Genomic DNA, 24,077 nt, shown 5'->3' on the forward strand with positions numbered 1-24,077 from the left:
TCTCGGGGTGCGCCGCCGGAGCCCGGCGTGGCCCCGCTCGTCGGGGCGCCACGGGGAGCGGAGCGCGGCTCGCGCGCCAGGCCCGCGCGGCACCGCCGCCGCGCCGCACCGCGACGCGTCCGTCCGCCGGTGTACGTCCGCCACACGCCGGCCGCCCCCGCCCGCTCCGCACCGGATTCCGCGCGCTCCTCGGCCGACGCCGCGCCGCCCGGCCGTCGCTCGGGGGCCGGGGCGGGCGGCCGGGGCACCGTCGGGTGGGAGCGGTGGCCACCGCCGCGTCACGGCCGGTGACGCCGGTGACCAGCGGCTTGTCCGACGGAGCCGGCCACCGGGGTGGGACGCGGTCCGCGCGGCGCGCCCAGGCCACCCCCGGCAGTCGGACGGATAGGGCATCTTCGCAGGTCACAGCACATGACAACGGTATTCAGCGCCGCGTTGCAAAGACCCCCCACGGGGCCGTTCACTGAGATCGGCGCCGACGCGCGGCGTCCGGACCGAGTCCGATGTGGAGGCATTTTCATGGGCGCTGGGCACCAGCACGGACACTCCCACGCAACCCCGCCCGCCGGGGTGACGGGCACCGCTGCCGCCGCCTATCGCGGGCGCCTGCGGATCGCGCTCGGCATCACCCTCACCGTGATGGTGCTGGAGATCCTGGGCGGGCTCCTCGCCGGCTCGCTGGCCCTGCTGGCCGACGCCGGGCACATGGCCACCGACGCGGTCGGCCTGGCCATGGCCCTGCTCGCGATCCACTTCGCCAACCGGCCGGCGAGCTCGCGCCGCACCTTCGGGTACGCGCGGGCCGAGATCCTGGCCGCGCTCGCCAACTGTCTGCTGCTGCTCGGCGTCGGCGGCTACATCCTGTACGAGGCCATCAGCCGCTTCCTCACGCCCGCCGAGACCGAGGGCGGGCTGACCCTGATCTTCGGCGCGATCGGCCTGGTCGCGAACGTCATCTCGCTCTCCCTGCTGCTCCGCGGCCAGCGCGACAGCCTGAACGTGCGCGGCGCCTTCCTCGAGGTGCTGGCCGACGCGCTGGGCTCGGTGGCCGTGCTGGTGTCGGCCGGTGTGATCATGGCGACCGGCTGGCAGGCCGCCGATCCGATCGCCTCGCTGGTCATCGGCCTGATGATCGTGCCCCGCACCTGGAAGCTCCTGCGGGAGACGCTGAACGTCCTGCTGGAGGCCGCACCCCGGGACGTGGACATGGAGGAGGTGCGCACCCACATCCTGGCGCTGCCCGAGGTGGAGGGCCTACACGACCTGCACGTGTGGACCATCACCTCGGGGATGCCCGTCCTCTCCGCTCATGTCGTGGTACGTCAGGATGCGCTGGATTCGGTAGGACACGAGAAGTTGCTGCACGAGCTCCAGGGCTGCCTGGGCGAGCACTTCGACGTGGAGCACTGCACCTTCCAGCTGGAGCCGGGCGGACATGCCGCGCACGAGGCCAAGTTGTGCCACTGACGTGTGCCGCTGACATACGGCAAACTGGGTCGCCGAAGCCCGACGACGAGGATGGACATGCCGACCACACCCACCAACGGCCGCTCCACCGACAGCGCGGTGGCGTCCGTGCCCGCCTCCGCCGCACCGCCGATCATGCTCGAACTGGTCGATGAGGACGGCATCACGATCGGGACCGCGGAAAAGCTCTGGGCCCACCAGGCGCCCGGCCACCTGCACCGCGCCTTCTCCGTGTTCCTCTTCGACGACCGTGGGCGGCTGCTGCTCCAGCAGCGCGCCCTGAGCAAGTACCACTCCCCCGGTGTCTGGTCGAACACCTGCTGCGGCCACCCGTACCCGGACGAGCCTCCCTTCGTGGCCGCCGCGCGGCGTACGGGCGAGGAGCTGGGCGTGGCCCCGCTGCTGCTGCGGGAGGCCGGTCGGGTCCGGTACAACCACCCCGATCCCGCGTCGGGCCTGGTGGAGCAGGAGTACAACCACCTGTTCGCGGGGCTGATCGCGCCCGACCTGCGGCCCGATCCGGAGGAGGTCGCCGACACGGTCTTCGTAACGCCCGAGGAGCTCGACGCGCTGCGGGCGGAGCGGACGTTCTCGGCGTGGTTCATGGACGTCCTGGACACCGCGCGGCCCACGATCCGGGAGATCACGGGCGCCGAGGCGGGCTGGTAGTGGCGAGCGGCAGCGCGGCCCAGACGACCTTGCCGCCCCGCGCGGTGTGTTCGACGTCGTAGCTGCCACCGACCTCGTCGGCGACCGCCTTCACCAGCAGAAGTCCCCGCCCGCCGGTCTGGCCCTGGTCCGCGACCAGGGCCTTCGGCCGGTAGGGGTGGTTGTCCTCGACGGCGACCCGCACCCACTCACGCCCGACGGAGACCTCGACGGCGATCTCGGGCGAGAGCAGCGCCGCGTGCTTGACGGCGTTGGTGACCAGCTCGGAGACGATCAGCAACAGGGAGTGCAGGATCTCGTCGGCGACGGGGACGCGCTGGCTCCTGAGCAGGTCCCGTACGGCGTGCCGGGCCTGCGGTACGGCCGCCTCCTCGGTCCTGGCGGTGAAGCGCCAGACACCCTCGTACGCGATGGCTCTCCGGGGCGGGGCCTGCCCTCGACCAGGCGGGACGCTCCCGAGGATCTCCATGTCCGATACCCACCCATCGCCGCGGCTCGATACTCGTGACGAGTGTTGGGAAGGTCCGGGCCCCCGCCGAGCAACTGAACACAAGTCAGCGCCTATCGATATTTTTTGACCGGTTGACGGTGCGTAACGCACTCATACGACACATCTTGTCCACCCGTCGTGGGGCGCGTTGATCAACCGTCGGTGGCCGGTCCGGAGCGGGATGACGCGGCCGGTCCCGGCGCCGCCCGCCCCACTCGTCCGGGTGGACTTGGCGCTCACCGGTCGGGCCACCCCGCCGCCGCGCGCCACGCAACTCCCGCGCGCGGCGCTGGCCTTCACTCCACTCGCCCGCCCCCGACCAGGCGGATTGCACCCTCTGGCCGCCGCTGAGACCTTTGCCCGGCGGCCTGACGGGCGGGAAGTGATCTCTTCCACTCAGCCGACGATGCGATCTTCGCCGTAGCCTTCCGGCCACCCGGATACGATCCGCGCATGGAGCCTTGCCTGCTGTATTCGGTCACCGACGGCATCGCGACCGTCATGATCCACAATCCCGCCAAGCGCAACGCGATGACGTACGACATGTGGCGCGAGCTGCCCCCGTTGCTCGACAAGCTCACGGTCGACCCGCATGTGCGGGCCCTGGTGCTGACGGGTGACGGGGACACCTTCTGCGCGGGCGCGGACATCGGCTCCCTGATCGAGCGGGGCGAGGAGGCCCAGGGGCTGGCGGTGACCGCCGAGGAGGCGCTGGCGACGTTCCCCAAGCCCACCCTGGCGGCGGTGCGCGGCTTCTGTGTGGGCGGCGGCTGTCAGCTCGCCACCGCCTGCGACCTGCGCTTCGCCACCTCTGACAGCGCTTTTGGGATCACACCGGCCAAGCTCGGCATCGTCTACCCCGCCTCCTCCACGGCCCGACTGGTGAGCCTGGTGGGGCCGGCCACCGCCAAACACCTGCTGTTCTCGGCCGAGTTGATCAACGCACAGCGGGCGCATCTGCGCGGCCTGGTGGACGAGGTGTTCGCACCGGAGGACTTCGACCACGAGGTCGCCCACTTCGCCCGCGTCCTGGCCTCCCGGTCACAGCTCACCCAGGCCGCGGCGAAGGAGTTCATCGCGGGGCCGGCCGACGCCGAGCGTCTCGCCTACTGGAGCGACCAGGCCCGTACCAGCGACGACACCGTCGAGGGCGTGACCGCGTTCCTGGAGCACCGGGCGCCGCGCTTCAGCTGGACCCTGCCGGCGAGCTGACGGCCCGCGCCGGGCGCTCGGCCGCCACGCCTGGCCCGCGAACCGGCCAACCGCCCCGACGCGGGCCCCGGCGGCGGCCGGCCCGCCCGCTTCCGGCGCCGTCACCGGACGGCCTCGGGGGCCGGTTTTCGCTGTTCCGGAGATCAGCTCCCTCGGATTAGCGTTCCGAACATGAGCTCACTGCCCGAGCGCGCCGGACGGCGCTGCCACGAAGTTCTGAATTTCCTTCACTCCACCGCGTACTTCGCCCCGGAGGTCATCGAGGAGCTGGGGCGGGTCGGTGCCAAGGACGGCGCCGCGTACTTCGCCGCCCGCACCGCTCCGCTGGGCCGGGTGGGGGCGGGCCCGGTCGCCGCGTCCCTCTACACCTTCAAGTACGACTTCGTCGCCCAGCACCTGCCCGCCGTCTGGGAAGCGACGGCCCCCGAGGCCGCCATCAAGGCCCGCTTAACGGGGGTCGACGGTGCGCTGCGTCGGGTGCTCGGCGCGGAGACGATCGACTCGCCGGAGCTGGCCGAGGCGGCCGAACTCGCGCTGCGCGCCGCCGAGGCGTGCGGCCACACCGGCCGTCCCTTCTACGCGGCGTACGCCGAGCTGCCCGTGCCCGACGCGCCGCACCTGGCCCTGTGGCACGCCGCCACGCTGCTGCGCGAGCACCGTGGGGACGTCCACGTGGCCGTGCTTCTGGACGCCGAGCTCGACGGCCTGGAGGCGGTCGTGTCGGACGCCGCCGGCGGGGCCGCCCTGTCCCCCAAGTGGTCCCGGTTGATGCGCGGCTGGTCGGAGGAGGAGTGGGCGGCGGGCGAGGAGCGGCTGCGCGAGCGCGGACTGTTGACCGCCGACGGCGACCTGACGGAGGCGGGCACCGCGCTGCGCGAGCGACTTGAGGCCGAGACCGACCGGCTGGACCGGGCGCCGTACGAGCACCTGGGCGCGGAGGGGGTGGCCCGACTGACGGAGCTGACCGGGTCCTACGTCGCCACCGTGCTGGCCGCGGGGGTCTTCCCCGCCGACCTCATCGGCAAGGGCTGACCCGCCACTTCGGGCGGGGCCCGACCGTCCTCGGTCCGCACCGCTTCGGCCGGGGGCTGGCGGGAAGGAGCCCCACGGCGGTTTAGCGCACACGGCGCGGGTTACCCGGGGTCACGAGCCACGGAGCGTCCCAGCGGGCGCGTCGGCGGCGCAGACAGGGAGGATTCCGTGTTCCGTGCCATCGCAGATGTCCTGCGCGCCATCGGCGGCACCCTCGCCGCCGTGGTGACGCTCCCCTTCCGCGCACTCGCTCGGCTCTTCGGCGGAGCGTCGCGCGGTGGCCCGCACCGACGCGGGGTGTGAGCACGCGTCGGCGGGTGACGTCCTGACCCCGCCCGCGAGGTGTCGCACCCCACGCGCCTGACCGCAGCCGCCCGGCCCACGCGCCGGGCGGCTGCGGCACCTCGGCCCCGCCGGCGGGTCGCTGGCGCGGTGGCGTCGGTCGGCCCCTGGCCGGTGTGGCGGCCTCGGCACGGGTGGCCGCGGCGGCGTGACGCGTCGCCAGGTGGCGGCCTGGTCGGTGGCGCGCGGCGCGCCCGGGGCGACGCCGCCCCTCCATCGACCCCGTGGTCGTGGGCGTGGCCGGCTCACCCCGCCTCTCACCTGGCCCGGCGCGCCGGCGCGCGGCGGGCGGTGGCACGCGGCGGGCGGCGGGGCGCTCGGACGCCGTCGTGTTGTCGTACCCACCTGCCACAATGCAGGTCGCGGTGCAGAGACGAAAGCGGAGCGTGAAGTGACGACGTCCATCGAAGGCCGGATCGCCGAAGAGCTTGGGGTGCGGGAGCGGCAGGTGAAGGCCGCTGTCGAGCTGCTGGACGGCGGCTCGACCGTGCCGTTCATCGCGCGCTACCGCAAGGAGGCGACCGAGACGCTCGACGACGCGCAGTTGCGCGCGGTCGAGGAGCGGCTGCGCTATCTGCGGGAGCTGGAGGAACGCCGGGCGGCGATCCTGGAGTCGGTCCGCTCGCAGGGCAAGCTGGACGCGGAGGTGGAGGCGCGCATCGTGGCCGCCGACTCCAAGGCCCGCCTTGAGGACGTCTATCTTCCGTTCAAGCCCAAGCGGCGCACGAAGGCGCAGATCGCCCGGGAGGCCGGGCTGGAGCCGCTGGCCGACGGACTGCTCGCCGACCCGTCGGTGGACCCGCGGGCCGCCGCGGAGGGGTACGTGGACGCGGAGCGCGGTGTCGCCGACGCGGCGGCGGCCCTCGAAGGCGCGCGGGCCGTGCTCACCGAGCGGTTCGGCGAGGACGCGGACCTGATCGGAGAGTTGCGCGAGCGCATGTGGCAGCGCGGCCGGGTGGCGGCGCGGGTGCGCGAGGGCAAGGAGGAGGCGGGGGCGAAGTTCGCCGACTACTTCGACTTCGCCGAGCCGTTCACGGAGCTGCCCTCGCACCGGGTGCTGGCCATGCTCCGGGGCGAGAAGGAGGAGGTCCTGGACCTGACGCTGGAGCCGGAGGAGCCCTCGGAGGAGCCCGGCCCCAGCGCGTACGAGCAGGCCATCGCGCGTCGCTTCGGCATCGCCCAGCGCGGCCGGCCGGCCGACGGCTGGCTGGCCGACACGGTGCGTTGGGCGTGGCGTACGCGGGTGCTGGTGCACCTGGGCATCGACCTGCGGTTGCGGCTGCGGCAGGCCGCCGAGGACGAGGCGGTGCGGGTGTTCGCGGCCAACCTGCGGGACCTGCTGCTGGCCGCCCCCGCCGGCACGCGCGCCACGATGGGCCTGGACCCGGGTTTCCGTACGGGCGTGAAGGTGGCCGTCGTGGACGCGACGGGCAAGGTGGCCGCCACCGAGACGATCTACCCGCACGTGCCCCGGCAGAAGTGGGACGCCGCGCTCGCCACGCTGGCCCAGCTGGCCCGGGAGCACGGCGTCGAGCTGATCGCGATCGGCAACGGCACCGCGTCGCGCGAGACCGACAAGCTGGCCGGCGAGCTGTGCGAGCGCCATCCCGAGCTGGGGCTGACCAAGGTGATGGTCTCCGAGGCCGGCGCCTCGGTGTACTCGGCCTCGGCGTTCGCCTCCCAGGAGCTGCCCGACATGGACGTGTCGCTGCGCGGCGCGGTGTCCATCGCCCGGCGGCTCCAGGACCCGCTCGCCGAGCTCGTCAAGATCGACCCCAAGTCGATCGGCGTCGGCCAGTACCAGCACGACCTGTCCGAGGTGAAGCTCTCGCGCTCGCTGGACGCGGTCGTGGAGGACTGTGTGAACGGCGTGGGCGTGGACGTCAACACGGCCTCGGCGCCCCTGCTCGGCCGGGTCTCCGGGATCAGCGCCTCGCTGGCCGAGAACATCGTCACCCACCGCGACGCCAACGGCCCCTTCCGCAACCGCAAGTCCCTCAAAGACGTGGCCAGGCTGGGCCCGAAGGCGTACGAGCAGTGCGCGGGGTTCCTGCGCATCCGGGGTGGGGACGACCCGCTGGACGGTTCCAGCGTGCACCCCGAGGCGTACCCGGTGGTGCGTGCCATGGTGACCACGGCGGGGACGGACGTCGGTGCGCTGATCGGCAACACGGCGGTGTTGCGGCGGTTGGACCCGGCGCGGTTCGTCAACGACTCGTTCGGGCTGCCGACGGTCACCGACATCCTGCGGGAGCTGGAGAAGCCGGGCCGCGACCCGCGCCCCGCCTTCAAGACGGCCACGTTCAAGGAGGGCGTCGAGAAGCTCGGCGACCTGGAGCCGGGGATGCTGCTGGAGGGCGTGGTCACCAACGTGGCCGCGTTCGGCGCGTTCGTGGACGTCGGTGTGCACCAGGACGGTCTGGTGCACGTCTCGGCGATGTCGAAGACGTTCGTGAAGGACCCACGGGACGTGGTCAAGTCGGGCGACGTCGTGCGCGTCAAGGTGCTTGAGGTGGACGTACCGCGCAAGCGGATCTCGTTGACGCTACGGCTCGACGACGAGGCCGGACGCGGCGGCGAGGGCGAGCGTGCCGAGCGCGAGGGCGGCACCCGGCGCGGCGCCCCGCAGCAGCGACAGCGCGGCTCGGGCGGCGGCCAGGGTGCCCGGCCGGGCGGCGCTGGTCAGGGGGCTCGCTCCGGTGGTGGCCAGGGCGCCCGCTCGGGTGCCGGGCAGCGCTCCGGGGGCCGCCGCGAAGCGCCGGCCAGCGGTGCCATGGCCGACGCGCTGCGCCGCGCGGGCCTGCTGGACCCGGGGCGCGGCTGACCGAGGCCGGCGCCCGAAAGGTGGAGCCCGGCCGGCGACGGCCGGGCGGGGCGCGCCACGGGTGGGCGCGTCGAAGGGCCGACCGCGAGGTGCGCGTCGCCGGTGGACGCGCCGCGAGGTGCCGTGGCCCGCGGTGTGAGGCCGCGAGACGGAGGCGGCCCGCGCGGGCGGGCCGGGGCGCGGGGTGCGGCCCGGAGTGCTCGGCCAGCCCGGCCCCGTGCGGCATTCCGCGCGTGGGGTGCCGCCGTCGCGCCTCCGCACGCGGGCGTCACCGCCCGTGGGTCGCCCGCGCTCGTGCACGCCCGGTAGCCGGTAGGGAGCGGGTTGGTCGGGAGACGCGGTCACGGCGGGGCGCGGTCACGGCGGCGCGGTTCGCCGCGTGCCGGCGGACGTGAGGCCGTGGTGCGGGGCGGCGGGCGGGGCTCAGCGCGAAGGAGACGGTGCGGGCAGGGCGCGTAGCCAGTCGAGGAGCAGTTGGTTGACCTCGTCGGGGCGCTCCTGCTGGACCCAGTGGCCGCAGCCGTCGAGCAGGTGGCAGGAGGTCAGGGCGGGCAGGGTGTGGTCGAACGCCGCGATCGCCTCGGCCATCCAGGTGGTGGAGGCGTCGCGGGTGCCGCCGACGAACAACGCGGGCCGGGTCATCGGCGCGCCGTCCCAGGCGGCGAGGTCGGCCCAGTCCCGGTCAAGGACGCGGTAGCGGGCCAGCGCCCCCGCCATCCCGGTCCGCTCGAACTCCCCGGCGTAGGTGTCCAAGTCCGCGACGCCCAGCCAGGAGGGGGTGCGGTCGCGGGGGAAGCGGTCGCGCATCCGTCCGCCCGGCGGGACGAAGTGCGGGCTGGGCGCGCCGGGCGCGGGCATGGTGTCGGCCGAGAGCGCCGCGTAGAACCCCGCGAGCCAGCCCCGCACGCCGGGTTCGATCTCGGCCTCGGCGCGACCCGGCTGTTGGAAGTGGCTGACGTAGAACTCCTCGTCCCCGCCGAGGGCGGCGAAGGCGTCGCTGGGCCTGGTCGCGCCGCGCGGCGCGTACGGCACGCTGAGCATGCCGACGCCACGGAAGACCTCGGGGTGGAGCAGTCCGGCGTGGGCCGCGATGGTCGCTCCCCAGTCGTGGCCGACGACCACCGCGGTCCGCTCGCCGAGGGCCCGCACCACGGCGACGACGTCGGCGACCAGTTCCACCATGCGGTACGCCTCGATCCGCGCCGGCCTGGAGGAGCGGCCGTATCCCCGCACGTCGACGGCCACGGCGCGGAAGCCGGCGGCGGCAAGGGCCGGCAGCTGGTGGCGCCAGGAGTACCAGGACTCGGGGAAGCCGTGGACCAGCAGCACCAGCGGTCCGGTGCCGCTCTCCACGACATGGGTGCGGCCCGCTGGCGAGGGCAGGAGCCGGTGAACGGTCGGTCGCGGTGGATCGGGCTGGATCATGGGTGCCTCCGGTACGAGGTGGGGCGAAGCGTGGACCCGTGACCACGGGGGGCGAGCGGCGCCGCGCCGCCTGCGAGCGCGGTGCGGGGCTCCGGTATCGCGGGCCGGCGCCGTGGGCACGGTTCGATCATCGAGGGCTCCCCGACGCCGCCGCGAGCCGCTTTGCCGAACCGGCAAACCCGGGCATGCGGCGGGCGGGCTGGAGCCGGCCGCGCCGGAGGGGGCCGCACCGGCGCCGGCCGGGAGCGAGGAGGCGTCGCACCCCGCCCCACGGCTGCCGGCGACGGCGGGCCGGCCGGCACCACCACGGGCGAGCGCGACATGGTGGGGGCGTGCTCCGGATGGCCCTCCGGTCACCTGGGCGCCGATGTGGCCGCGCCCCGGCCGAGACCGACGCCGCGCCCCGGCCGAGACCGACGCCGCGCCCCGGCGTCGCACCCCGGCGTCGCACCCTGACGGCGGGCGCCGGACGGCCCGGCCGACGCGCCACGCGCCCGCGCGCCACACCGGCTCCAGCCGCCCGGGGGCCTGCGGGCCCGGCCCGGCGCGGAAGGCAGACGGAGGAAGACGGGAGGCAAGGGAGGAGAAGGGAGGCCGGAGCGGGGACGGGGTACAGTGTTCGGGTCCTGTTGTCTCCGATTGAGGTGGACGTTGCGCATCTGAGGTTCGCGACCATCGCGCGGTGCGGCTCCGGCCGTACGCCCGTCACGCTGACGCCGGCATTTCTGCCGCCCGTGACCCGCGCGGATGCGACCTCGGTGCCCGAGTCGTCCCGACCCGTCGGACGATCGCGCTCCTCCTTCCGGTTCCGGACCGGTCGCCGCGTGGTGCTCGCATACGAAGCCCCCATCCCCGCGCTTGCGACTGCGAGAATCACCATGGCTCACTCTCCTTCCGCTCCCTCCTCCCCCGCCGCCGTGACCTGCTCGGCCCTGACCTTCCGGTGGCCGGACGGGGCGACCGTCTTCGACGACCTGTCCTTCACCGTCGGCCGGGGGCGCACCGGGCTGGTCGGCGCCAACGGCACCGGCAAGTCCACGCTGTTGCGCCTGCTGGCCGGCCAACTACGCCCGGCCGCCGGCGCGGTGGCCCTGCGCGGCAGCCTGGCCTACCTGCCGCAGAACATCACGCTCGACACCGAGTCACGCGTCGACCGGGCGCTCGGCATCGCCGAGCGGCGCGCCGCGCTGCGCGCCATCGAGGGCGGGGACGCGCGCGAGGAGCACTTCGAGACGATCGGCGACGACTGGGACATCGAGGAGCGCACCCAGGCGACCCTGGGCGCGCTCGGGCTCGGCTCGATCGAACTCGACCGCACGGTGGGCCAGTTGTCGGGCGGGGAGACCGTGCTGTTGCGGCTGGCCGCGCTGCTGCTGGAGCGCCCCGACATCCTGCTGCTGGACGAGCCGACCAACAACCTCGACCTGTTCGCCCGGCGCCGGCTCTACGACGCGGTCGACGCCTGGCGCTCCGGCGTTCTGGTGATCGTCAGCCATGACCGTGACCTGTTGGAGCGCGTCGACCGGATCGGCGAGCTCCGCTCGGGGTCGGTGACCTGGTACGGGGGCAACTGGTCCCGGTACGAACAGGCGTTGGCCACCCAGCAGGAGGCCGCCGGGCGCACGTTGCGGGCCGCCGAGGCCGAGGTGCGCAAGCAGAAGCGCGAACTGGAGGAGACCCACATCAAGGTGGCCCGCCGCGAGCGGCACAGCAAGAAGATGGACGCCCAGCGGCGGGCCCCGCGCATCGTGGCGGGCGAACGCAAGCGGTCCGCGCAGGAGTCGGCGGACAAGCTCCGGGGCGTGCAGGAGGAGCGGCTCAACGCGGCGCGCGAGCGGCGCGAGGAGGCCGCGGAGGCGCTGCGCGAGGACGCCGAGATCCGGGTCAGCCTGCCGCACACGGCCGTGCCGGCCGGCCGCACCGTGTTGCGGCTGGAGGGGCTGCGGCCCCGGTTCGGCCGGTTGCGGGAGGGGGACCTGTCGGTGCACGGGCCCGAGCGCGTCGCGCTGGTGGGGCGCAACGGCGCCGGCAAGACGACGTTGCTGCGCACCATCGCCGGCACGTCGCCGGCGCTGTCGGGCCAGGCCACGACGTATGTGCCGCTGCGCTTCCTGCCGCAGCGGCTGGACGTGCTGGACGAGGGGCTGAGCATCGCGGCCAACGTGTCCCGGATGGCGCCGGGGATCAGCGACAACGAGATCCGCTCCCAGCTCGCCCGGTTCCTGTTCAAGGGCGCGCGGGCCGCGCAGCCGGCCGGGACGCTGTCGGGCGGGGAGCGTTTCCGGGCCGCGCTGGCCGCGACGATGCTCGCCGCGCCGGCCCCGCAGCTGCTGATGCTGGACGAGCCGACCAACAACCTCGACCTGGCCAGCGTGCGCCATCTGACCGGCGCGCTGGGCTCCTTCCAGGGCGCGCTGCTGGTGGCCAGCCACGATCTGGCCTTTCTCGCCTCGATCGGCATCACGCGCTGGCTGTTCGTCGACGAGACCCTCCGGGAGACCTCGGCCGACGAGGTGCGCGAGCTGCTGGAGGCGTCGGAGGCCCGCTGAGCGGAGGCGAGACCCGGCCACGGCCGGCGCGCGGTGGCGGGTCACCGGGCCGAGTGGCGGGCGCGGCGGCGGGCCGCATGGTGGTGGGTGTGGTGGTGCGGGCGGGGCGCGCTGGTTCACTGGTGCCCGTGCGTTCCGTCGCCGCCCGCGCCGGTGTCCTTCGTGGCCGGCGCGGGCGACGCCCCAGCCAGGACCGAGGACGAGGAGATCAGCTCATGTCCGATGCATCGCAGGCCGCCGGGATCACCGTGCCCGACAGTGCGCTCGCCAGGGAGGCCACCGACCTGGTGCGTACGGCGACCACCGACCTGATCTACCACCACTCCCGACGCGTGTTCCTCTTCGGCAGCCTGCTCGGGCGCGAGCGGGGCCTGGAGTGCGACCCCGAGCTGCTGTACGTCGGCGCCATGTTCCACGACCTGGGGCTGGGCGAGCGGTTCCGTACCAGTGGGCGGCGCTTCGAGGTGGACGGGGCGGAGGAGGCGGCGGCGTTCCTGCGCTCGCGCGACGTGCCCGAGGATGCCGTGCGCCGGGTGTGGACGGCCATCGCGCTGCACACCACGCCCGGCGTGCCGGAGTTCATGGAGCCGGAGGTCGCGCTGGTCACGGCCGGTGTGGAGTACGACGTGCTCGGGCTGGACTACGAGAGCGTCAGCGCGGCCGACCGGGCCGCGATCACCGCGCTGCACCCGCGCCCCGACTTCAAGCGGCGCATTCTGGCAGCCTTCACCGAGGGCATCGCGCCCAAGCCGGAGACCACGTTCGGCAACGTGAAGGCGGATGTCCTCGCGCACTTCGTGCCCGGCTTCGAACGCGGTGACTTCGTGTCCGTCATCGAGAACTCGCCCTGGCCCGAGTAGTCCCCTGGGCCACGGGGCGTCTCCTGCGACACGGTGGCCGGCTCGCCCGGGCCGCCGGGCCCCGTTCGGTGGCGGGGCCCGGCGCCGGCCAGGGGTCAGTGTTCGCTGGCCCGCCCGTCGGTCATCTCGACGCGGCGCGTGGTGTGTACGGCGTCCAGCATCCGCCGGTCGTGGGTGACCAGCAGCAGGGTGCCGTCGTAGGAGGCGAGCGCCGACTCCAGTTGCTCGATGGCCGGCAGGTCCAGGTGGTTGGTCGGCTCGTCGAGCACCAGCAGGTTGACGCCCCTGGCCTGGAGGAGCGCGAGCGCGGCCCGGGTGCGTTCGCCCGGCGAGAGGGTGTGCGCCGGGCGCAGCACGTGGTCGGCCTTGAGGCCGAACTTGGCCAGCAGGGTGCGGACCTCGGCCGGCTCCAGTTCGGTGGCCACGGCGCCGAAGGTGTCCAGGAGGGACCCGGGCCCGGTGGCGGTGGGGCTCGAACCGGCGTCGGGGGCCGGTCGCTTCGCGTCGGCGGCGCGGCCCGCCCCGCCGTCGAAGAGCTGCGCGCGGGCCTGGTCCACCTCGCCGACGACCACACCGGAGCCGAGGGAGGCGTACCCGCCGTCCAGCGGTAGCCGGCCGAGGAGCGCGGCGAGCAGGGTGCTCTTGCCCGAGCCGTTGGCCCCGACGATGGCCACCCGGTCCGCCCAGTCGATCTGGAGGTCCACGGGGCCGAAGGCGAAAGTGCCGCGTCGCACGTGGGCGCCGCGCAGCGTGGCCACCACCGAGCCCGAGCGGGGCGCGGCGGCGATCTCCATGCGCAGCTCCCACTCCTTGCGGGGCTCGTCGACCTCTTCGAGCCGCTCCAGCAGCCGCTCGGTCTGACGGGCCTTGGCGGCCTGCTTCTCGGTGCTCTCGATGCGCGCGTTGCGTAGCAGCTTGTCCCCGTCGGTGGCCTTGCGGCGCGCGTTGCGTACGCCCTTGTCCATCCAGCCGCGCTGGGTGCGGGCGCGCTCTTCCAGGCCGGCGCGGGTCTGCGCGTACTGCTCGTAGCGCTCCCTGGCGTGCCGGCGTGCGGTCTCGCGCTCCTCCAGGTAGGCGGTGTAGCCGCCACCGAAGAGGGTGATCTGCTGCTGCGCGAGGTCCAGTTCGAGGACCTTGTCGACGGTGCGGGCCAGGAACTCGCGGTCGTGGCTGACCAGGACGGTGCCGGCGCGCAGCCCACGGACGAAGTCCTCCAGGCGCCCGAGGCCGTCCAGGTCCAGGTCGTTGGTCGGCTCGTCGAGCAGGAAGACGTCGTAGCGGCTGAGCAGCAGCGAGGCCAGGCCGGCGCGGGCGGCCTGGCCGCCGGAGAGCGCGGTCATGGGCCGGTCCAGGCCGACCGCGAGGCCGAGCCCGGCGACGACGCTCTCGGCCCGCTCGTCCAGGTCGGCGCAGCCGAGCGCCAGCCAGCGCTCCCAGGCGGTGGCGTACGCGTCGTCGGCGCCGGGCAGTTCGGCGGACAGGGCCTCGGTGGCGGCGTCGAGCGCGGCCTGCGCGGCGGCGACCCCGGTGCGGCGGGCCAGGAAGTCGCGGACGGTCTCGGCGCCGCCGGGGGCGGAGCCGCCGGTGCGGCGCCGCTCGTGCTCCTGGGGCAGGTAGCCGATGGTGCCGTGCGGCGGGCTGAGCGTGACCGTGCCCTCCACGGGCTCGGCCAGCCCCGCCAGCAGGCGCAGCAGGGTGGACTTGCCCGCGCCGTTCGCGCCGACCAGCCCGATGGTGTCCCCGGCGCCGACGACGAGGTCGAGGCCGGCGAACAGGGTGCGGTCGCCGTGCCCGGCTGCGAGGTTCTTGGCAACGAGAGTGGCAGTCATCAGGCGGCGATCCTAGCGGTGGGGCGCGGCGGGCCGCCCGGCGCTGTCGTCCGGACCGGGCGCGGGGCGGGTGTCAGGCGGGGATGTCGGGCGGCGGTCTCGGGCGGCGGTCGGGCCCGCGCGCCGGGCGGGGGCTCGCGGGACGCGCGATGAGCGGATAGCGTCCGCGCATGGTGAGCACAGGGCACGACGTGATCGTGGTGGGCTCCGGGGTCATCGGCCTGACCTGCGCCGTCACGCTGGCGGAGCGCGGGCGGCGGGTGGCCGTGTGGAGCCGGGAGGCGGCGGGCGGGACGACGTCGGCGGTGGCCGGCGGGCTGTGGTGGCCCTACCGCATCGAGCCCGAGGAGGCCGCCGGCCGCTGGTCGGTGGCCTCTCTGGCCGAGCTGACGGCGCTGGCGGGCGACCCACGGGAGACCGGCGTGCGGTTCGCCGAGGGCACCCAGGCGGGCCTGGAGCGGGCCGACCTCGGCTCGTGGGCGGATGCGCTGCCGGAGCTGCGCCCGGCGGCGTCGGCGGAGCTGCCCACGGGGTACGCCACCGGGCTGCGTGCCCGGGTGCCGTTGATCGACATGCCCACGCACCTGCGGTACCTGGAGCGCCGGCTGGTGGCGGCGGGCGGCACGGTCGAGCGGCGCGCGCTGACCTCGCTCGCGGAGGCGGGGCGGGCGGCGCCGGTGGTCGTGAACTGCTCGGGGCTCGGGGCCCGGGAGCTGGTCCCCGACCCCGAGGTGTACCCGGTGCGAGGGCAGGTGGTGGTCGTGGAGAATCCGGGGCTGAGCGAGTGGCTGGTGGCGGCCGACCCGGTGGCCGAGGAGACGGTGTACGTCCTGCCGCAGCCGTACGGGGTCGTGCTCGGCGGCACGGCGCGGGCCCACGTGTGGGAGACGCGGCCCGAGCCGGCGGCGGCCGAGGCGATCCTGGCCCGCTGCGTGCGGGCCCGCCCGGAGCTGGCCGGGCTGCGCGTGCTGGCCCACCGGGTGGGGCTGCGGCCGGCGCGCCCCCGGGTCCGCCTGGAGGTCACGGAACTGCCCGGCGGGGCACGCTGCGTGCACCACTACGGGCACGGTGGCGCCGGCGTGACCGTGGCCTGGGGCTGCGCGCGCGAGGCGGTGGCGCTGGCGGGCGCGTAACTCCTCGGGGGGGGCGGGCCCACCCCGGGGTCGTGGTGGTGCTCCCCGCGAGGTCCGACGGCAGGGCCTGGTGACCGCCGGGCTCGCGGGGAGCACGTTCGTGGGGTCGGCCGGTGGGGGCCGACCGGGGACCCGCCGCGTCCGGCGGGTCAGTGGGGGTGGTCGCCGAGGAGGGAGATCAGCCCGTCGGCCAGGGCGCCCCGCCAGCAGGCGTAGTCGTGGCCTCCGTTGAACTCGGTCCAGGTCACCGCGTAGTCACGGGCTCGCAGGGCGGCCCGCAGGCCACGGGTCTGTTCCAGCGGGCCCGCCTCGCACAGGCCCACGTCCAGGTGCAGCCGCAGCTCGCGGGGGGCGCCGTCGGCGTACCGGCGGGTGATCCAGGGCACGGGGGCCGTCGCCGCCGCCGGCTCCTCTCGCGGGTGCCAGGACAGCGTGGCGGACTGGGCCAGCACGTTGCCGAAGCGCATGGGTGCCGCGTAGCCGGCGTACAGCGCGCTCACGCCGCCCAGGCCCTGGCCCGCGATCACGGTGCGGGCCGGGTCGTAGGTGATCGGCCAGCGCGCGGCGGCCCACGGCAGCAGTTCGGCGGCCAGGAAGTTGACCTGCGCGTCCCGCGCGCCGAACTCGCGGTCCCGGGTGGCCGCGTCCACGGCGTCGGGCGCGAGCACCACCAGCGGGGGCAGCAGGCCGATGGCGATGAGCCGGTCCAGGACGGACTCGAAGCCCAGTTGGCCGAACCACATGTCGCCGTCCAGGAGGACCACCGTGTCGGCCTCCTCGGGCGGCGGCCCCGGCGGTTCGTAGACCCACACGTCGCGCTCGCTGGCCAGCGCACCGCTGCCGAGCCGGTGCCGGCGCAGGCTGCCGGCCGGTACGTCGTCGGGCGCGTCCGACCAGGCCAGCGCGGGCGCCTGGGGCAGGGCGAGCACGGAACCGGGCTGGCCGTACCAACGGCCTGGCACCACGCGCGGGTTGAACGGGTCGGGCGCGGCCTCGGCCCGGGCCGTCGGGGGCTCGGGGTCGGCGGCCGTGGAGTCGACGCGGGCGACGCGGTAGGTACCACGGTGGTCGGTGCGCAGCCGGTAGGCCAGGTGCCAGACGTCGGTGCCCGGCAGGTGGCGCATGCGCCCGGGTGCCCCGTCGGGCAGCCAGTCGGCGAACAGCAGCACGGCGCGGGCGTCGGCGTCGCGGTGGACGAAGGTGACGAGGCGGTGGTGGGGGTCGCGGTCGACGGGCTCGACCAGCGGGGCGCCCACGGCCTGGACCTCGCTCCAGAACCGCGCCACGGCTCGCTCCCTGGCCACCGTGTCGACGGCGGCGGCCAGGCGCGCGCCCAGCGCGAGCAGACGCGGGCTGTCGGCCCGGCGAGCGGGGGCGGAGCGCGGGGTGGGCGCCCCGGCGGCCGGTGAGGGGGCGTCAGTGCGGCGGGAGGTGGGGCCCGTTACGGGTCGGGGCGTCGCGCGACGGGCGGCGAGCGCCCCCCGCAGGGAGGCCGCCGACGGGGCGGGGCGGGCGTTCATCGGCCGCTCCCCTCGTCGCGTACCGGTGGGCGCGCGGCGCGATACGCGCGATACGCCGGTGGCGGCGGGGCCGTTGGGAGCGACGGGGCGTGGGGCGAGCCGTGGGAAGAGCGACCGACGAACCGGACACACATCGGCAACCTGCGTTTCCGCGCCCTGTGTCGCCCGCTCCCCCGTCCGTGGGACGTGGGGCGGGCGACCCGACACAGGGGCATAGAGAGGGACGGCTGTGGGTGAGGTCACACACGGAACGAGGCGACCATCTACTTAGGTAAGCCTAAGCTAACCACGTGCCTCACAGCTCAACAACACCCACCGGCCACGCACCCCAACTCGGCGCCACCGGGCCTCTCTACCGGGCCCGCTCCCGCCCGCGACCGTGTCGCGCGTCGCTGCCTCCGCCGGCCGGGCCCCATCCGGCCCGCGCCGGGCACCATCCCTGACGCACCACCCCTGGCGCCCCCCGGGGCCACCCCACTCCGCGGCGCACCACGACCACCGCGCACCACGACCACCGCGCGGGGCGCACCGCCGTCCTCCCCCGTCCCCAACCCCCGGAACTCCCATGCGCATCCTCGTCACCGGAGGGGCCGGCTTCGTCGGCTCCCCCTTCGTCCGCTCCCCCCTCGGCCCCCGGGGCCGTGGCGGCGCGTCGGCCGTGACCGTCCTGGGCGCCCTGACCCCCGCGTCCGACCGGGCCAGCCCGCGGCCGGTCGAAGGCCATCCGTGCCGGGAGTTCGTCCAGGACGACACCCGCGACACGGCGTCGGCCGACGCCCCGGCCCGACACCACGGGGCGGTGGTGCACCGTGCGGCCCCCTCCCCCGCCGCAGTGGCGCCGGCCGGCGACCCGGGGCTCCCGGCCGAGGTGGTCGCCGGCACCCGGACCCCGCTGGACACGGCCGCGCGCCACGGCGTGCGCCGCCGCGTCCAGACCTCCTGCGACGAGGTCCACGACCCCCTTCCCGCAGGCGCCCGGGACGAGACCGAGGCCCTGTTCCCCACCACCCACCACGCCGCCGCCAAGGCCGCGGCCGGCCTGCTCGCCCCGGCCTGCCAGCGCGCCCACGGGCTCGACGTCCGGGTGGTCCGCTGTTCGGCGACGTACGGCCCCGGCCAGCACCCCGACCATCCCGACCACCCCGTCCCGTCGCGCGTCACGCGCCAGCTGGCCGGCGGTGGCCTGCCGCCGACCGCGACCGGCACGGCGACCCGGCGGCGGCCGCACGTCGACGACCCCTGTCGGGCCGTCAGCAGGGGCCTGGACGGCGGCAGACCGGGCGAGATCTCCCGCCTGGCCGGCCGCGCACCGGCGAGCGGGCCGCAGCTCACCGAGCGGCTGTCGGCGCCGCTCGGCGCCGACCCGGAGCACGCCCGGGAGAGCATCACACCCCACCCGCCCGCGCCGCGCCACGCGCTGGACGGGACGGGGATCCGCACCGAACTCGGCTTCGCGCCCCGGCACTCGTTGGCCGACGGACTCGCCGAGACCATCGACTGGTACCGCCGTCACCGCTCGGGGTGGCGGGGGGACCAGCACGCACCACAGGAGGCAGTGCGATGAACGGCTGGTTGATCACTGGAGCGGGCGGCATGCTCGGCCGCGAACTGCGGGCCCGGCTGGCCGCGGCGTCCGTGCCCGCGCTTCCCCTCACCCACGCCGACCTGGACCTGACCGACACCGGGGCGGTGGCCCGCGCCATTCGGCGCACCCGGCCCGCGATCGTCGTCAACTGCGCGGCGTGGACGGACGTGGACGCGGCCGAGACCCGCGAGGCCGAGGCCCTGCGGGTCAACGGGGACGCGGTGCGCGGCCTGGCCCGCGCCTGCGCGGCGACCGGCTCGCGGCTGCTGCACGTCTCCTCCGACGCCGTCTTCCCCGGCCGGGCCAGCCACCCCTACGACGAGACCGCCCGGCCCGCGCCCCGCACCGCGTACGGGCGCACCCGACTGGCCGGCGAACGCGCCGTGCTGGAGGAGCTGCCGCGTACCGGGACCGTGGTGCGCACGGCGTGGCTGTACGGGGCGTACGGCCCCAACTACGTGCGTGCCATGGCCGCTTCGGCCACCTCGGGCGAGGGCACCCTGGCCGTCGCGCACGACCAGCACGGCCAGCCCACCTGGACCCGGGACGTGGCCGGCCGGCTGCTGGCACTGGGCCGGCTGCCCGCGTCGCAGACGACGGGCATCTTCCACGCCACCTGTGGGGGCCGCACCACCTGGTACGACCTGGCCCGCGAGGTGTTCCGGCTGTGCGGGGCCGATCCGGACCGGGTGCTGCCGGTGGACGGGGCCAGCCTGGGTGCGGTGGTGCCACGCCCGGCGTGGAGCGTGCTCGGTCACGACCGGTGGGAGGAGTCGGGGTTGACGCCGCCCCGGCACTGGCGCGAGGCGCTGGCGGTGGGCTTGCGCTCGGTCACCTCGGACGGCCCCGCCGGCCGGCGCCGTCCCCTCGCGCGCCGCCCGCTGCCGTCCGGGGCGCGGACCACGGCGCTGGCCGCTCGCGAGCCCGTCCGCGCGCTGAGCGGCTGACCCACGCCGCCGGCCCGACCGGCGTACGCGACGGCCAGGGGCCTCGCGCGGTGCGCGAGGCCCCTCCGTGTGGCGCGCCGTACGCGCGGGCTCGGCGCTACCTCCCGCTGATCGGTGACGGCTGCTCCTCGTCCTCGGCGGTGGCGCCGGAGCCGGGGGCGATCTGGAGCTCGAAGTCGCCCGCGTACCGCTCGTGTCCGGCGATGACGGCCATCTCCACGGCCTCCTCGCCCATCTCGCCGCGCACGATCAGCGGGTCGCGGCGCAGGTCCCGCATGAGCGCGACGCACATGCCCACCATGACCAGCACGAAGGGCGCGGCCACCAGGATGGTGAGGTTCTGCAGGCCGGTCAGTACGTCCGCGCCGCCCTCGCCGACCATCAACATGATGGCCGCCACGGCGCCGGTCACCACGCCCCAGAAGATGACGACCAGTCGGGTGGGTTCGAAGGAGCCCCGCTGCGAGAGCGTGCCCATCACGATGGAGGCGGCGTCGGCACCGGAGACAAAGAAGATGCCGACCAGGATCATCACCAGGATGCTGGTGACCGTCGCGATCGGGTACTGCTCCAGCACCTCGAACAGCCGGCCCTCGGGCGAGGAGTCGGAGCCGAGCTTGTCGGCCGCCTGCAACTTCATCGCGGAACTGCCGAAGATGGCGAACCAGAGCAGGGAGACGGTGCTGGGCACCAGGATCACGCCGCCGACGAACTGCCGGATGGTGCGGCCCCGGCTGATGCGGGCGATGAACATGCCGACGAACGGTGTCCAGGAGATCCACCACGCCCAGTAGAAGACCGTCCACGAGCCGAGCCAGTCGGCGACGGACTGCCCGCCGGTCGCCTCGGTACGGCCCGCCAGCTGCGGCAGGTCGCCCAGGTAGGCGCCCAGGGAGGTGGGCAGCATGTCCAGGATGACGATGGTGGGGCCGGCCACGAAGACGAAGACGGCCAGCGCCAGCGCCAGCACCATGTTGATGTTGGACAGCCACTGGATGCCCTTGGCGATGCCGGAGACCGCCGAGGCGATGAAGGCGACGGTGAGGACCGCGATGATGGCCACGAGCAGCCCGGTGCTCACGTCGTCCATCCAGTCCAGCTTCTTCATCCCGCTGCCGATCTGCACGGCGCCCAGGCCCAGCGAGGCGGCGGAGCCGAAGAGCGTGGCGAAGATGGCCAGGATGTCGATGACGCGGCCCGGCGTACCGCCCGCGTGGCGCTTGCCGATCAGCGGGGTGAACACGGCACTGATGGTCTGCCGGCGCCCACGTCGGAAGGTGCTGTACGCGATGGCCAGGCCGACGACCGCGTAGATGGCCCACGGGTGCAGCGTCCAGTGGAAGAGCGTGGTGGCCATCGCGGTCTGCATGGCCTCGGCGTCACCGTCGGGGTTGGTGCCCGGCGGCGGCTTGATGAAGTGCGACATCGGCTCGCTGACGCCGTAGAACATCAGGCCGATGCCCATGCCGGCGCTGAACATCATGGCCACCCAGGAGACCGTGCGGAACTCCGGCTCCTCCCCCTCCCTGCCGAGGGTGATCTTGCCGTAGCGGCTCATCGCCAGCCACAGCGCGAAGACCACGAATCCGGAGGCGGCGAGCATGAACGCCCAACCGCCGTGGTGGATCAGGTCCGTCAGAAGTTCGGACGAGACGTCCTGGAGCGCGTCGGTGGCGATCGCGCCCCAGGTCACGAACGCGAGGGTGAGGACGGCCGTGACGCCGAAGACCACACGGTCGGTTCGTGGCGGCACGGTCCGCCGCGGACTGCCGGGCGCGTTCGCCGGCACCGTGGGCTCGCCCCGACCACCTTTCTCCTGTGAGTTCTCCGCCACGCGTCGACCTTCTTTCATGGAACAGGCAAGCAGTTCCCCTGCCCGCTACCCCCCAGGGCGCGACGCACTCCTGCCGATTCCGGGGGCGCTGGCCGCCGGGGGCGCGGGGGGGCGGGGGGGGGGGGGCGGCCCCCCCCCCCCCGGCGCGGGGGGGGGGGGGGGGGGTGGGGGCCGGGGGGGGCCGGGGGCCCCCCGCCCGGGGGCCCCCCCCCCCGGCCCCCCAGCGGTGGGTCCTGGGGGTGGCTAGCCGCCGAGCGGGCCCGGGGCCCCGCCGGCCGGCCGCCGGTCGATGGCGCCGGGCTCGGGGACCGAGGCGAGCGGGGTGCTGGCGCCGGGCGCCGGTGTGGTCGCCGGGCCCTCCACGAGCGCCGGGGCGCCGCCCACCAGCGGCAGTTCGGCGCTGGTACGGGTCAGGTCCAGGGTCAGTCGGGGCTGGCTGTTCGGGGCGCTGATCAGGCCCCGGTCGGTACCGGCGACGATCAGCGCGAGTCGGTGGCCGGCCTTGACGACATGGTCGCTGGCGGCCAGGTCGAGGGTGATGGTGTGGGCGCGGCCGGGGGTCAGCGGCCGGCCCACGTGGTCGTCGGCGTAGTTGCCGAGGTCGGCCCAGCCACGGCTGAAGATGGTGTAGTCCACACCTCGGGTGTCGGCCCTGGTGTCCAGGAAGCAGGCGCTGTCGCCCGGTCGGCTCTCGCCCCAGCAACTGCGGGTGGTGAGGTTGGAGATGCCCTCGCCGGCGCCGGTGTAGTTGCGGATGGTGTCGGGGCCCAGGTCCACCAGGACCGCCGACAGGTGGGCCGTACGCGTGCTGGGGGTCGCGGTGACCCGCACCTTCGCCGACCCGGACACGCGCAGGTCCTTCGCGAGCGGCCGGGTGGTGAAGGCGACCTTGGCGGCGGTGGACTGGTCGGCCCGCGCGGCCCAGTCGGCCTCGCTCTGGCGCGGGTCGTCGGTGAAGGTCTCGGTGCTGCCGGCCGTGGCGGGCTCGGTACCCAGGACGCCCACGCCCGGGGTCGTGCCCTTGCGGGGCAGCAGCGTGGTGGCCCGGGTGCCGGGCGCGGGCCAGGTCGCGTCGGTGGTCCAGCGGTCCACCTCGCGCTCGATGTCGGCCATCGGCTCGCGCTCCACGCCGTTGTCCACACCCAGCAGGTAGTGGTCGAACCAGCGGTGCACGGCGTCCACCCACTGGGCGCGGCGGATGTCGAACGGGTCGACGTGGCCGGCCTGGGACAGCCAGATCCTGCGCTCGACGCCGGCCGCGGCCAGCGCGTCCCACCACTGGCCCAGGTGCTTCATCCGCACGTTCAGGTCCTGCCCGCCGTGCACGGCGAAGACGCTGGCCTTGACCTTGCCCGCGTCCGGCACGTAGTCACGCTCGCTCCACAGCGCGGTCCAGTCGCCGCTGCGGGGCGCGCCGTTGACCAGTTCGCTCTTGACGGCACCGCAGCGGGCGGCGGCCTCGGGGCTCTCGATGCCACGGGCCAGCCCGTCGGGGCCACCGCTGTGGTAGGGAGCGCCCTTGGCGAAGTAGTAGTCGTACCAGGAGGAGATGGCACCGATCGGGACGATGGTCTTCAGGCCCGGTACGCCCGTGGCGGCGACGCCGTTGGCGACCGTGCCGTCGTAGCTCTTGCCGATCATCCCGGTGGCGCCGTTACTCCAGCTCGCGGTGGCCCTGGTGGTGCCGGTGCGGCTGGTGTACGCGGTGGCGTCGCCGTTCAGCCATCGCACGACGGCCGCCGCCGAGGTGATGTCGGAGGTGCCCCCGACGTCGACGCAGCCGTCGGAGCGGTTGGTGCCGGCGAGGTCCACCAGGACGGCGGCGTATCCGCGCGGCACGAAGTAGTTGTCGTAGTGCAGCGGGAACTGCACGGGCCGGCCCGCGCTGTCGTAGGTCTTCTTCTGCGGCTCGTTGCCGCGCCCGCAGCAGGAGTAGTAGGGGCTCGCGTCCATGACGACGGGCACCTGGCGGCCCTCGCGCGCGGCCTCGCTCGGGCGCACGATGTCGGCCGCGACGCGGTCGGTCCTGCCGTTGCGGTCCAGGTCGAGTCCGGTGTCCACCCACACGGACTCGCGGATCGCGTCGGCGTAGGAATAGATCGGCCGGCTCGCGCCGTCCCGGACCGTGCCCGCCTCCGCCCGGCTGCCGTGTGCGGCGGCCGGGGCGGCGAGGGAGGCCATCAGGGCGGTCACGACCGCCAGTATGAGTGTCGTCCACTGGATGCGGGTGCCCCGCGCGCGTTTTTGCACGGGCGGACGGTAGCGCGGGCGACCGCGCGGACAGAAGAGGGCGACGGGTCGGAACGCCCGCGTGTGACGGGAGTATTCCGGCGATGTGTGACAGGGGTGTCCTGCGTCT

General features: G+C 74.9%; 17 protein-coding genes. 11 read left to right on the forward strand and 6 right to left on the reverse strand.

What is annotated here, in order from left to right; genetic code table 11:
- The first annotated feature begins 519 nt into the window (after positions 1–519).
- Both ACFVFR_RS05205 and idi read left to right on the forward strand, forming a co-directional pair.
- Entirely contained in the window at positions 520–1,467 is a 948-nt protein-coding gene (locus ACFVFR_RS05205; protein WP_383698272.1) for a cation diffusion facilitator family transporter, read from the forward strand.
- 57 nt (positions 1,468–1,524) lie between these two features.
- A complete protein-coding gene (gene idi / locus ACFVFR_RS05210) occupies positions 1,525–2,136 on the forward strand; it encodes an isopentenyl-diphosphate Delta-isomerase (protein WP_383698274.1) in 612 nt (203 codons plus the stop codon).
- On the opposite strand, the gene ACFVFR_RS05215 is transcribed toward idi, so the two are convergent.
- Positions 2,111–2,605 carry an ATP-binding protein gene (locus ACFVFR_RS05215; RefSeq protein WP_383698276.1) on the reverse strand — a complete coding sequence of 165 codons (495 nt, stop codon included), beginning with the start codon at positions 2,603–2,605 and terminating at the stop codon, positions 2,111–2,113. The genes idi and ACFVFR_RS05215 overlap by 26 nt on opposite strands.
- A 474-nt stretch (positions 2,606–3,079) precedes the next feature.
- Between ACFVFR_RS05215 and ACFVFR_RS05220 the strand changes: the two genes are divergently transcribed.
- The 4 genes from ACFVFR_RS05220 (at position 3,080) to ACFVFR_RS05235 (ending at position 8,036) form a co-directional block, all read left to right on the forward strand.
- Entirely contained in the window at positions 3,080–3,838 is a 759-nt protein-coding gene (locus ACFVFR_RS05220; protein WP_383698278.1) for an enoyl-CoA hydratase/isomerase family protein, read from the forward strand.
- 171 nt (positions 3,839–4,009) lie between these two features.
- The gene (locus tag ACFVFR_RS05225; RefSeq protein ID WP_383698280.1) at positions 4,010–4,870 is read left to right on the forward strand and encodes a hypothetical protein; all 861 of its coding nucleotides are present in this window, start codon (positions 4,010–4,012) and stop codon (positions 4,868–4,870) included.
- A gap of 168 nt (positions 4,871–5,038) precedes the next feature.
- Positions 5,039–5,173 carry an LPFR motif small protein gene (locus tag ACFVFR_RS05230; RefSeq protein ID WP_383698282.1) on the forward strand — a complete coding sequence of 45 codons (135 nt, stop codon included), beginning with the start codon at positions 5,039–5,041 and terminating at the stop codon, positions 5,171–5,173.
- 430 nt (positions 5,174–5,603) lie between these two features.
- Positions 5,604–8,036: a Tex family protein gene (locus ACFVFR_RS05235; protein ID WP_383698284.1), complete on the forward strand. Its 2,433-nt coding sequence runs from the start codon at positions 5,604–5,606 to the stop codon at positions 8,034–8,036.
- A 423-nt stretch (positions 8,037–8,459) separates the two neighbouring features.
- Here ACFVFR_RS05235 and ACFVFR_RS05240 read toward each other — a convergent pair whose 3' ends face one another.
- Positions 8,460–9,461: an alpha/beta fold hydrolase gene (locus tag ACFVFR_RS05240; RefSeq protein WP_383698286.1), complete on the reverse strand. Its 1,002-nt coding sequence runs from the start codon at positions 9,459–9,461 to the stop codon at positions 8,460–8,462.
- 878 nt (positions 9,462–10,339) lie between these two features.
- Here ACFVFR_RS05240 and ACFVFR_RS05245 point away from each other — a divergent pair.
- Together ACFVFR_RS05245 and ACFVFR_RS05250 are read left to right on the forward strand one after the other, a co-directional pair.
- Positions 10,340–12,010, forward strand: coding sequence for an ABC-F family ATP-binding cassette domain-containing protein (locus tag ACFVFR_RS05245; protein ID WP_383698288.1), 1,671 nt, complete (start codon positions 10,340–10,342; stop codon positions 12,008–12,010).
- 215 nt (positions 12,011–12,225) lie between these two features.
- Positions 12,226–12,870 (forward strand): HD domain-containing protein, encoded by a 645-nt coding sequence (locus ACFVFR_RS05250; protein ID WP_383698290.1) that lies wholly within the window; start codon positions 12,226–12,228, stop codon positions 12,868–12,870.
- 95 nt (positions 12,871–12,965) lie between these two features.
- Here ACFVFR_RS05250 and ACFVFR_RS05255 read toward each other — a convergent pair whose 3' ends face one another.
- Positions 12,966–14,699, reverse strand: a complete 1,734-nt coding sequence (locus ACFVFR_RS05255; protein ID WP_383698292.1) for an ABC-F family ATP-binding cassette domain-containing protein — start codon at positions 14,697–14,699, stop codon at positions 12,966–12,968.
- Between the two features lie 170 nt (positions 14,700–14,869).
- Between ACFVFR_RS05255 and ACFVFR_RS05260 the strand changes: the two genes are divergently transcribed.
- On the forward strand, positions 14,870–15,832 hold the full coding sequence (locus ACFVFR_RS05260) for an FAD-dependent oxidoreductase (protein ID WP_383698294.1): 963 nt from the start codon (positions 14,870–14,872) through the stop codon (positions 15,830–15,832).
- Positions 15,833–15,981: 149 nt separating this feature from the next.
- On the opposite strand, the gene fes is transcribed toward ACFVFR_RS05260, so the two are convergent.
- A complete protein-coding gene (gene fes, locus ACFVFR_RS05265; protein ID WP_383698296.1) occupies positions 15,982–17,352 on the reverse strand; it encodes an enterochelin esterase in 1,371 nt (456 codons plus the stop codon).
- 565 nt (positions 17,353–17,917) lie between these two features.
- Here fes and ACFVFR_RS05270 point away from each other — a divergent pair.
- Both ACFVFR_RS05270 and rfbD read left to right on the forward strand, forming a co-directional pair.
- Positions 17,918–18,916 carry an NAD-dependent epimerase/dehydratase family protein gene (locus ACFVFR_RS05270; RefSeq protein ID WP_383698297.1) on the forward strand — a complete coding sequence of 333 codons (999 nt, stop codon included), beginning with the start codon at positions 17,918–17,920 and terminating at the stop codon, positions 18,914–18,916.
- Positions 18,913–19,884: a dTDP-4-dehydrorhamnose reductase gene (gene rfbD, locus ACFVFR_RS05275; RefSeq protein WP_383698299.1), complete on the forward strand. Its 972-nt coding sequence runs from the start codon at positions 18,913–18,915 to the stop codon at positions 19,882–19,884. Before ACFVFR_RS05270 ends, rfbD begins: the two co-directional genes overlap by 4 nt.
- 97 nt (positions 19,885–19,981) lie before the next feature.
- On the opposite strand, the gene ACFVFR_RS05280 is transcribed toward rfbD, so the two are convergent.
- Entirely contained in the window at positions 19,982–21,736 is a 1,755-nt protein-coding gene (locus ACFVFR_RS05280; protein ID WP_383698301.1) for a BCCT family transporter, read from the reverse strand.
- Positions 21,737–21,961: 225 nt separating this feature from the next.
- A complete protein-coding gene (locus tag ACFVFR_RS05285; RefSeq protein ID WP_383698303.1) occupies positions 21,962–23,968 on the reverse strand; it encodes a Xaa-Pro dipeptidyl-peptidase in 2,007 nt (668 codons plus the stop codon).
- Positions 23,969–24,077 lie beyond the last annotated feature (109 nt).

Origin of the sequence: Streptomyces sp. NPDC057702, from assembly GCF_042799315.1 — a bacterium.
In the GTDB taxonomy this organism is placed as follows: Bacteria; Actinomycetota; Actinomycetes; order Streptomycetales; family Streptomycetaceae; genus Streptomyces.

Bases quoted from the DNA above. Each gene is read 5' to 3' on its own strand.
- ACFVFR_RS05205 (WP_383698272.1), top strand. From the start codon at position 520: ATGGGCGCTGGGCACCAGCACGGACACTCCCACGCAACCCCGCCCGCC.
- idi (WP_383698274.1), top strand. From the start codon at position 1,525: ATGCCGACCACACCCACCAACGGCCGCTCCACCGACAGCGCGGTGGCG.
- ACFVFR_RS05215 (WP_383698276.1), bottom strand. From the start codon at position 2,605: ATGGAGATCCTCGGGAGCGTCCCGCCTGGTCGAGGGCAGGCCCCGCCC.
- ACFVFR_RS05220 (WP_383698278.1), top strand. From the start codon at position 3,080: ATGGAGCCTTGCCTGCTGTATTCGGTCACCGACGGCATCGCGACCGTC.
- ACFVFR_RS05225 (WP_383698280.1), top strand. From the start codon at position 4,010: ATGAGCTCACTGCCCGAGCGCGCCGGACGGCGCTGCCACGAAGTTCTG.
- ACFVFR_RS05240 (WP_383698286.1), bottom strand. From the start codon at position 9,461: ATGATCCAGCCCGATCCACCGCGACCGACCGTTCACCGGCTCCTGCCC.
- ACFVFR_RS05245 (WP_383698288.1), top strand. From the start codon at position 10,340: ATGGCTCACTCTCCTTCCGCTCCCTCCTCCCCCGCCGCCGTGACCTGC.
- ACFVFR_RS05250 (WP_383698290.1), top strand. From the start codon at position 12,226: ATGTCCGATGCATCGCAGGCCGCCGGGATCACCGTGCCCGACAGTGCG.
- ACFVFR_RS05255 (WP_383698292.1), bottom strand. From the start codon at position 14,699: ATGACTGCCACTCTCGTTGCCAAGAACCTCGCAGCCGGGCACGGCGAC.
- ACFVFR_RS05260 (WP_383698294.1), top strand. From the start codon at position 14,870: ATGGTGAGCACAGGGCACGACGTGATCGTGGTGGGCTCCGGGGTCATC.
- fes (WP_383698296.1), bottom strand. From the start codon at position 17,352: ATGAACGCCCGCCCCGCCCCGTCGGCGGCCTCCCTGCGGGGGGCGCTC.
- ACFVFR_RS05270 (WP_383698297.1), top strand. From the start codon at position 17,918: ATGCGCATCCTCGTCACCGGAGGGGCCGGCTTCGTCGGCTCCCCCTTC.
- rfbD (WP_383698299.1), top strand. From the start codon at position 18,913: ATGAACGGCTGGTTGATCACTGGAGCGGGCGGCATGCTCGGCCGCGAA.
- ACFVFR_RS05280 (WP_383698301.1), bottom strand. From the start codon at position 21,736: ATGAAAGAAGGTCGACGCGTGGCGGAGAACTCACAGGAGAAAGGTGGT.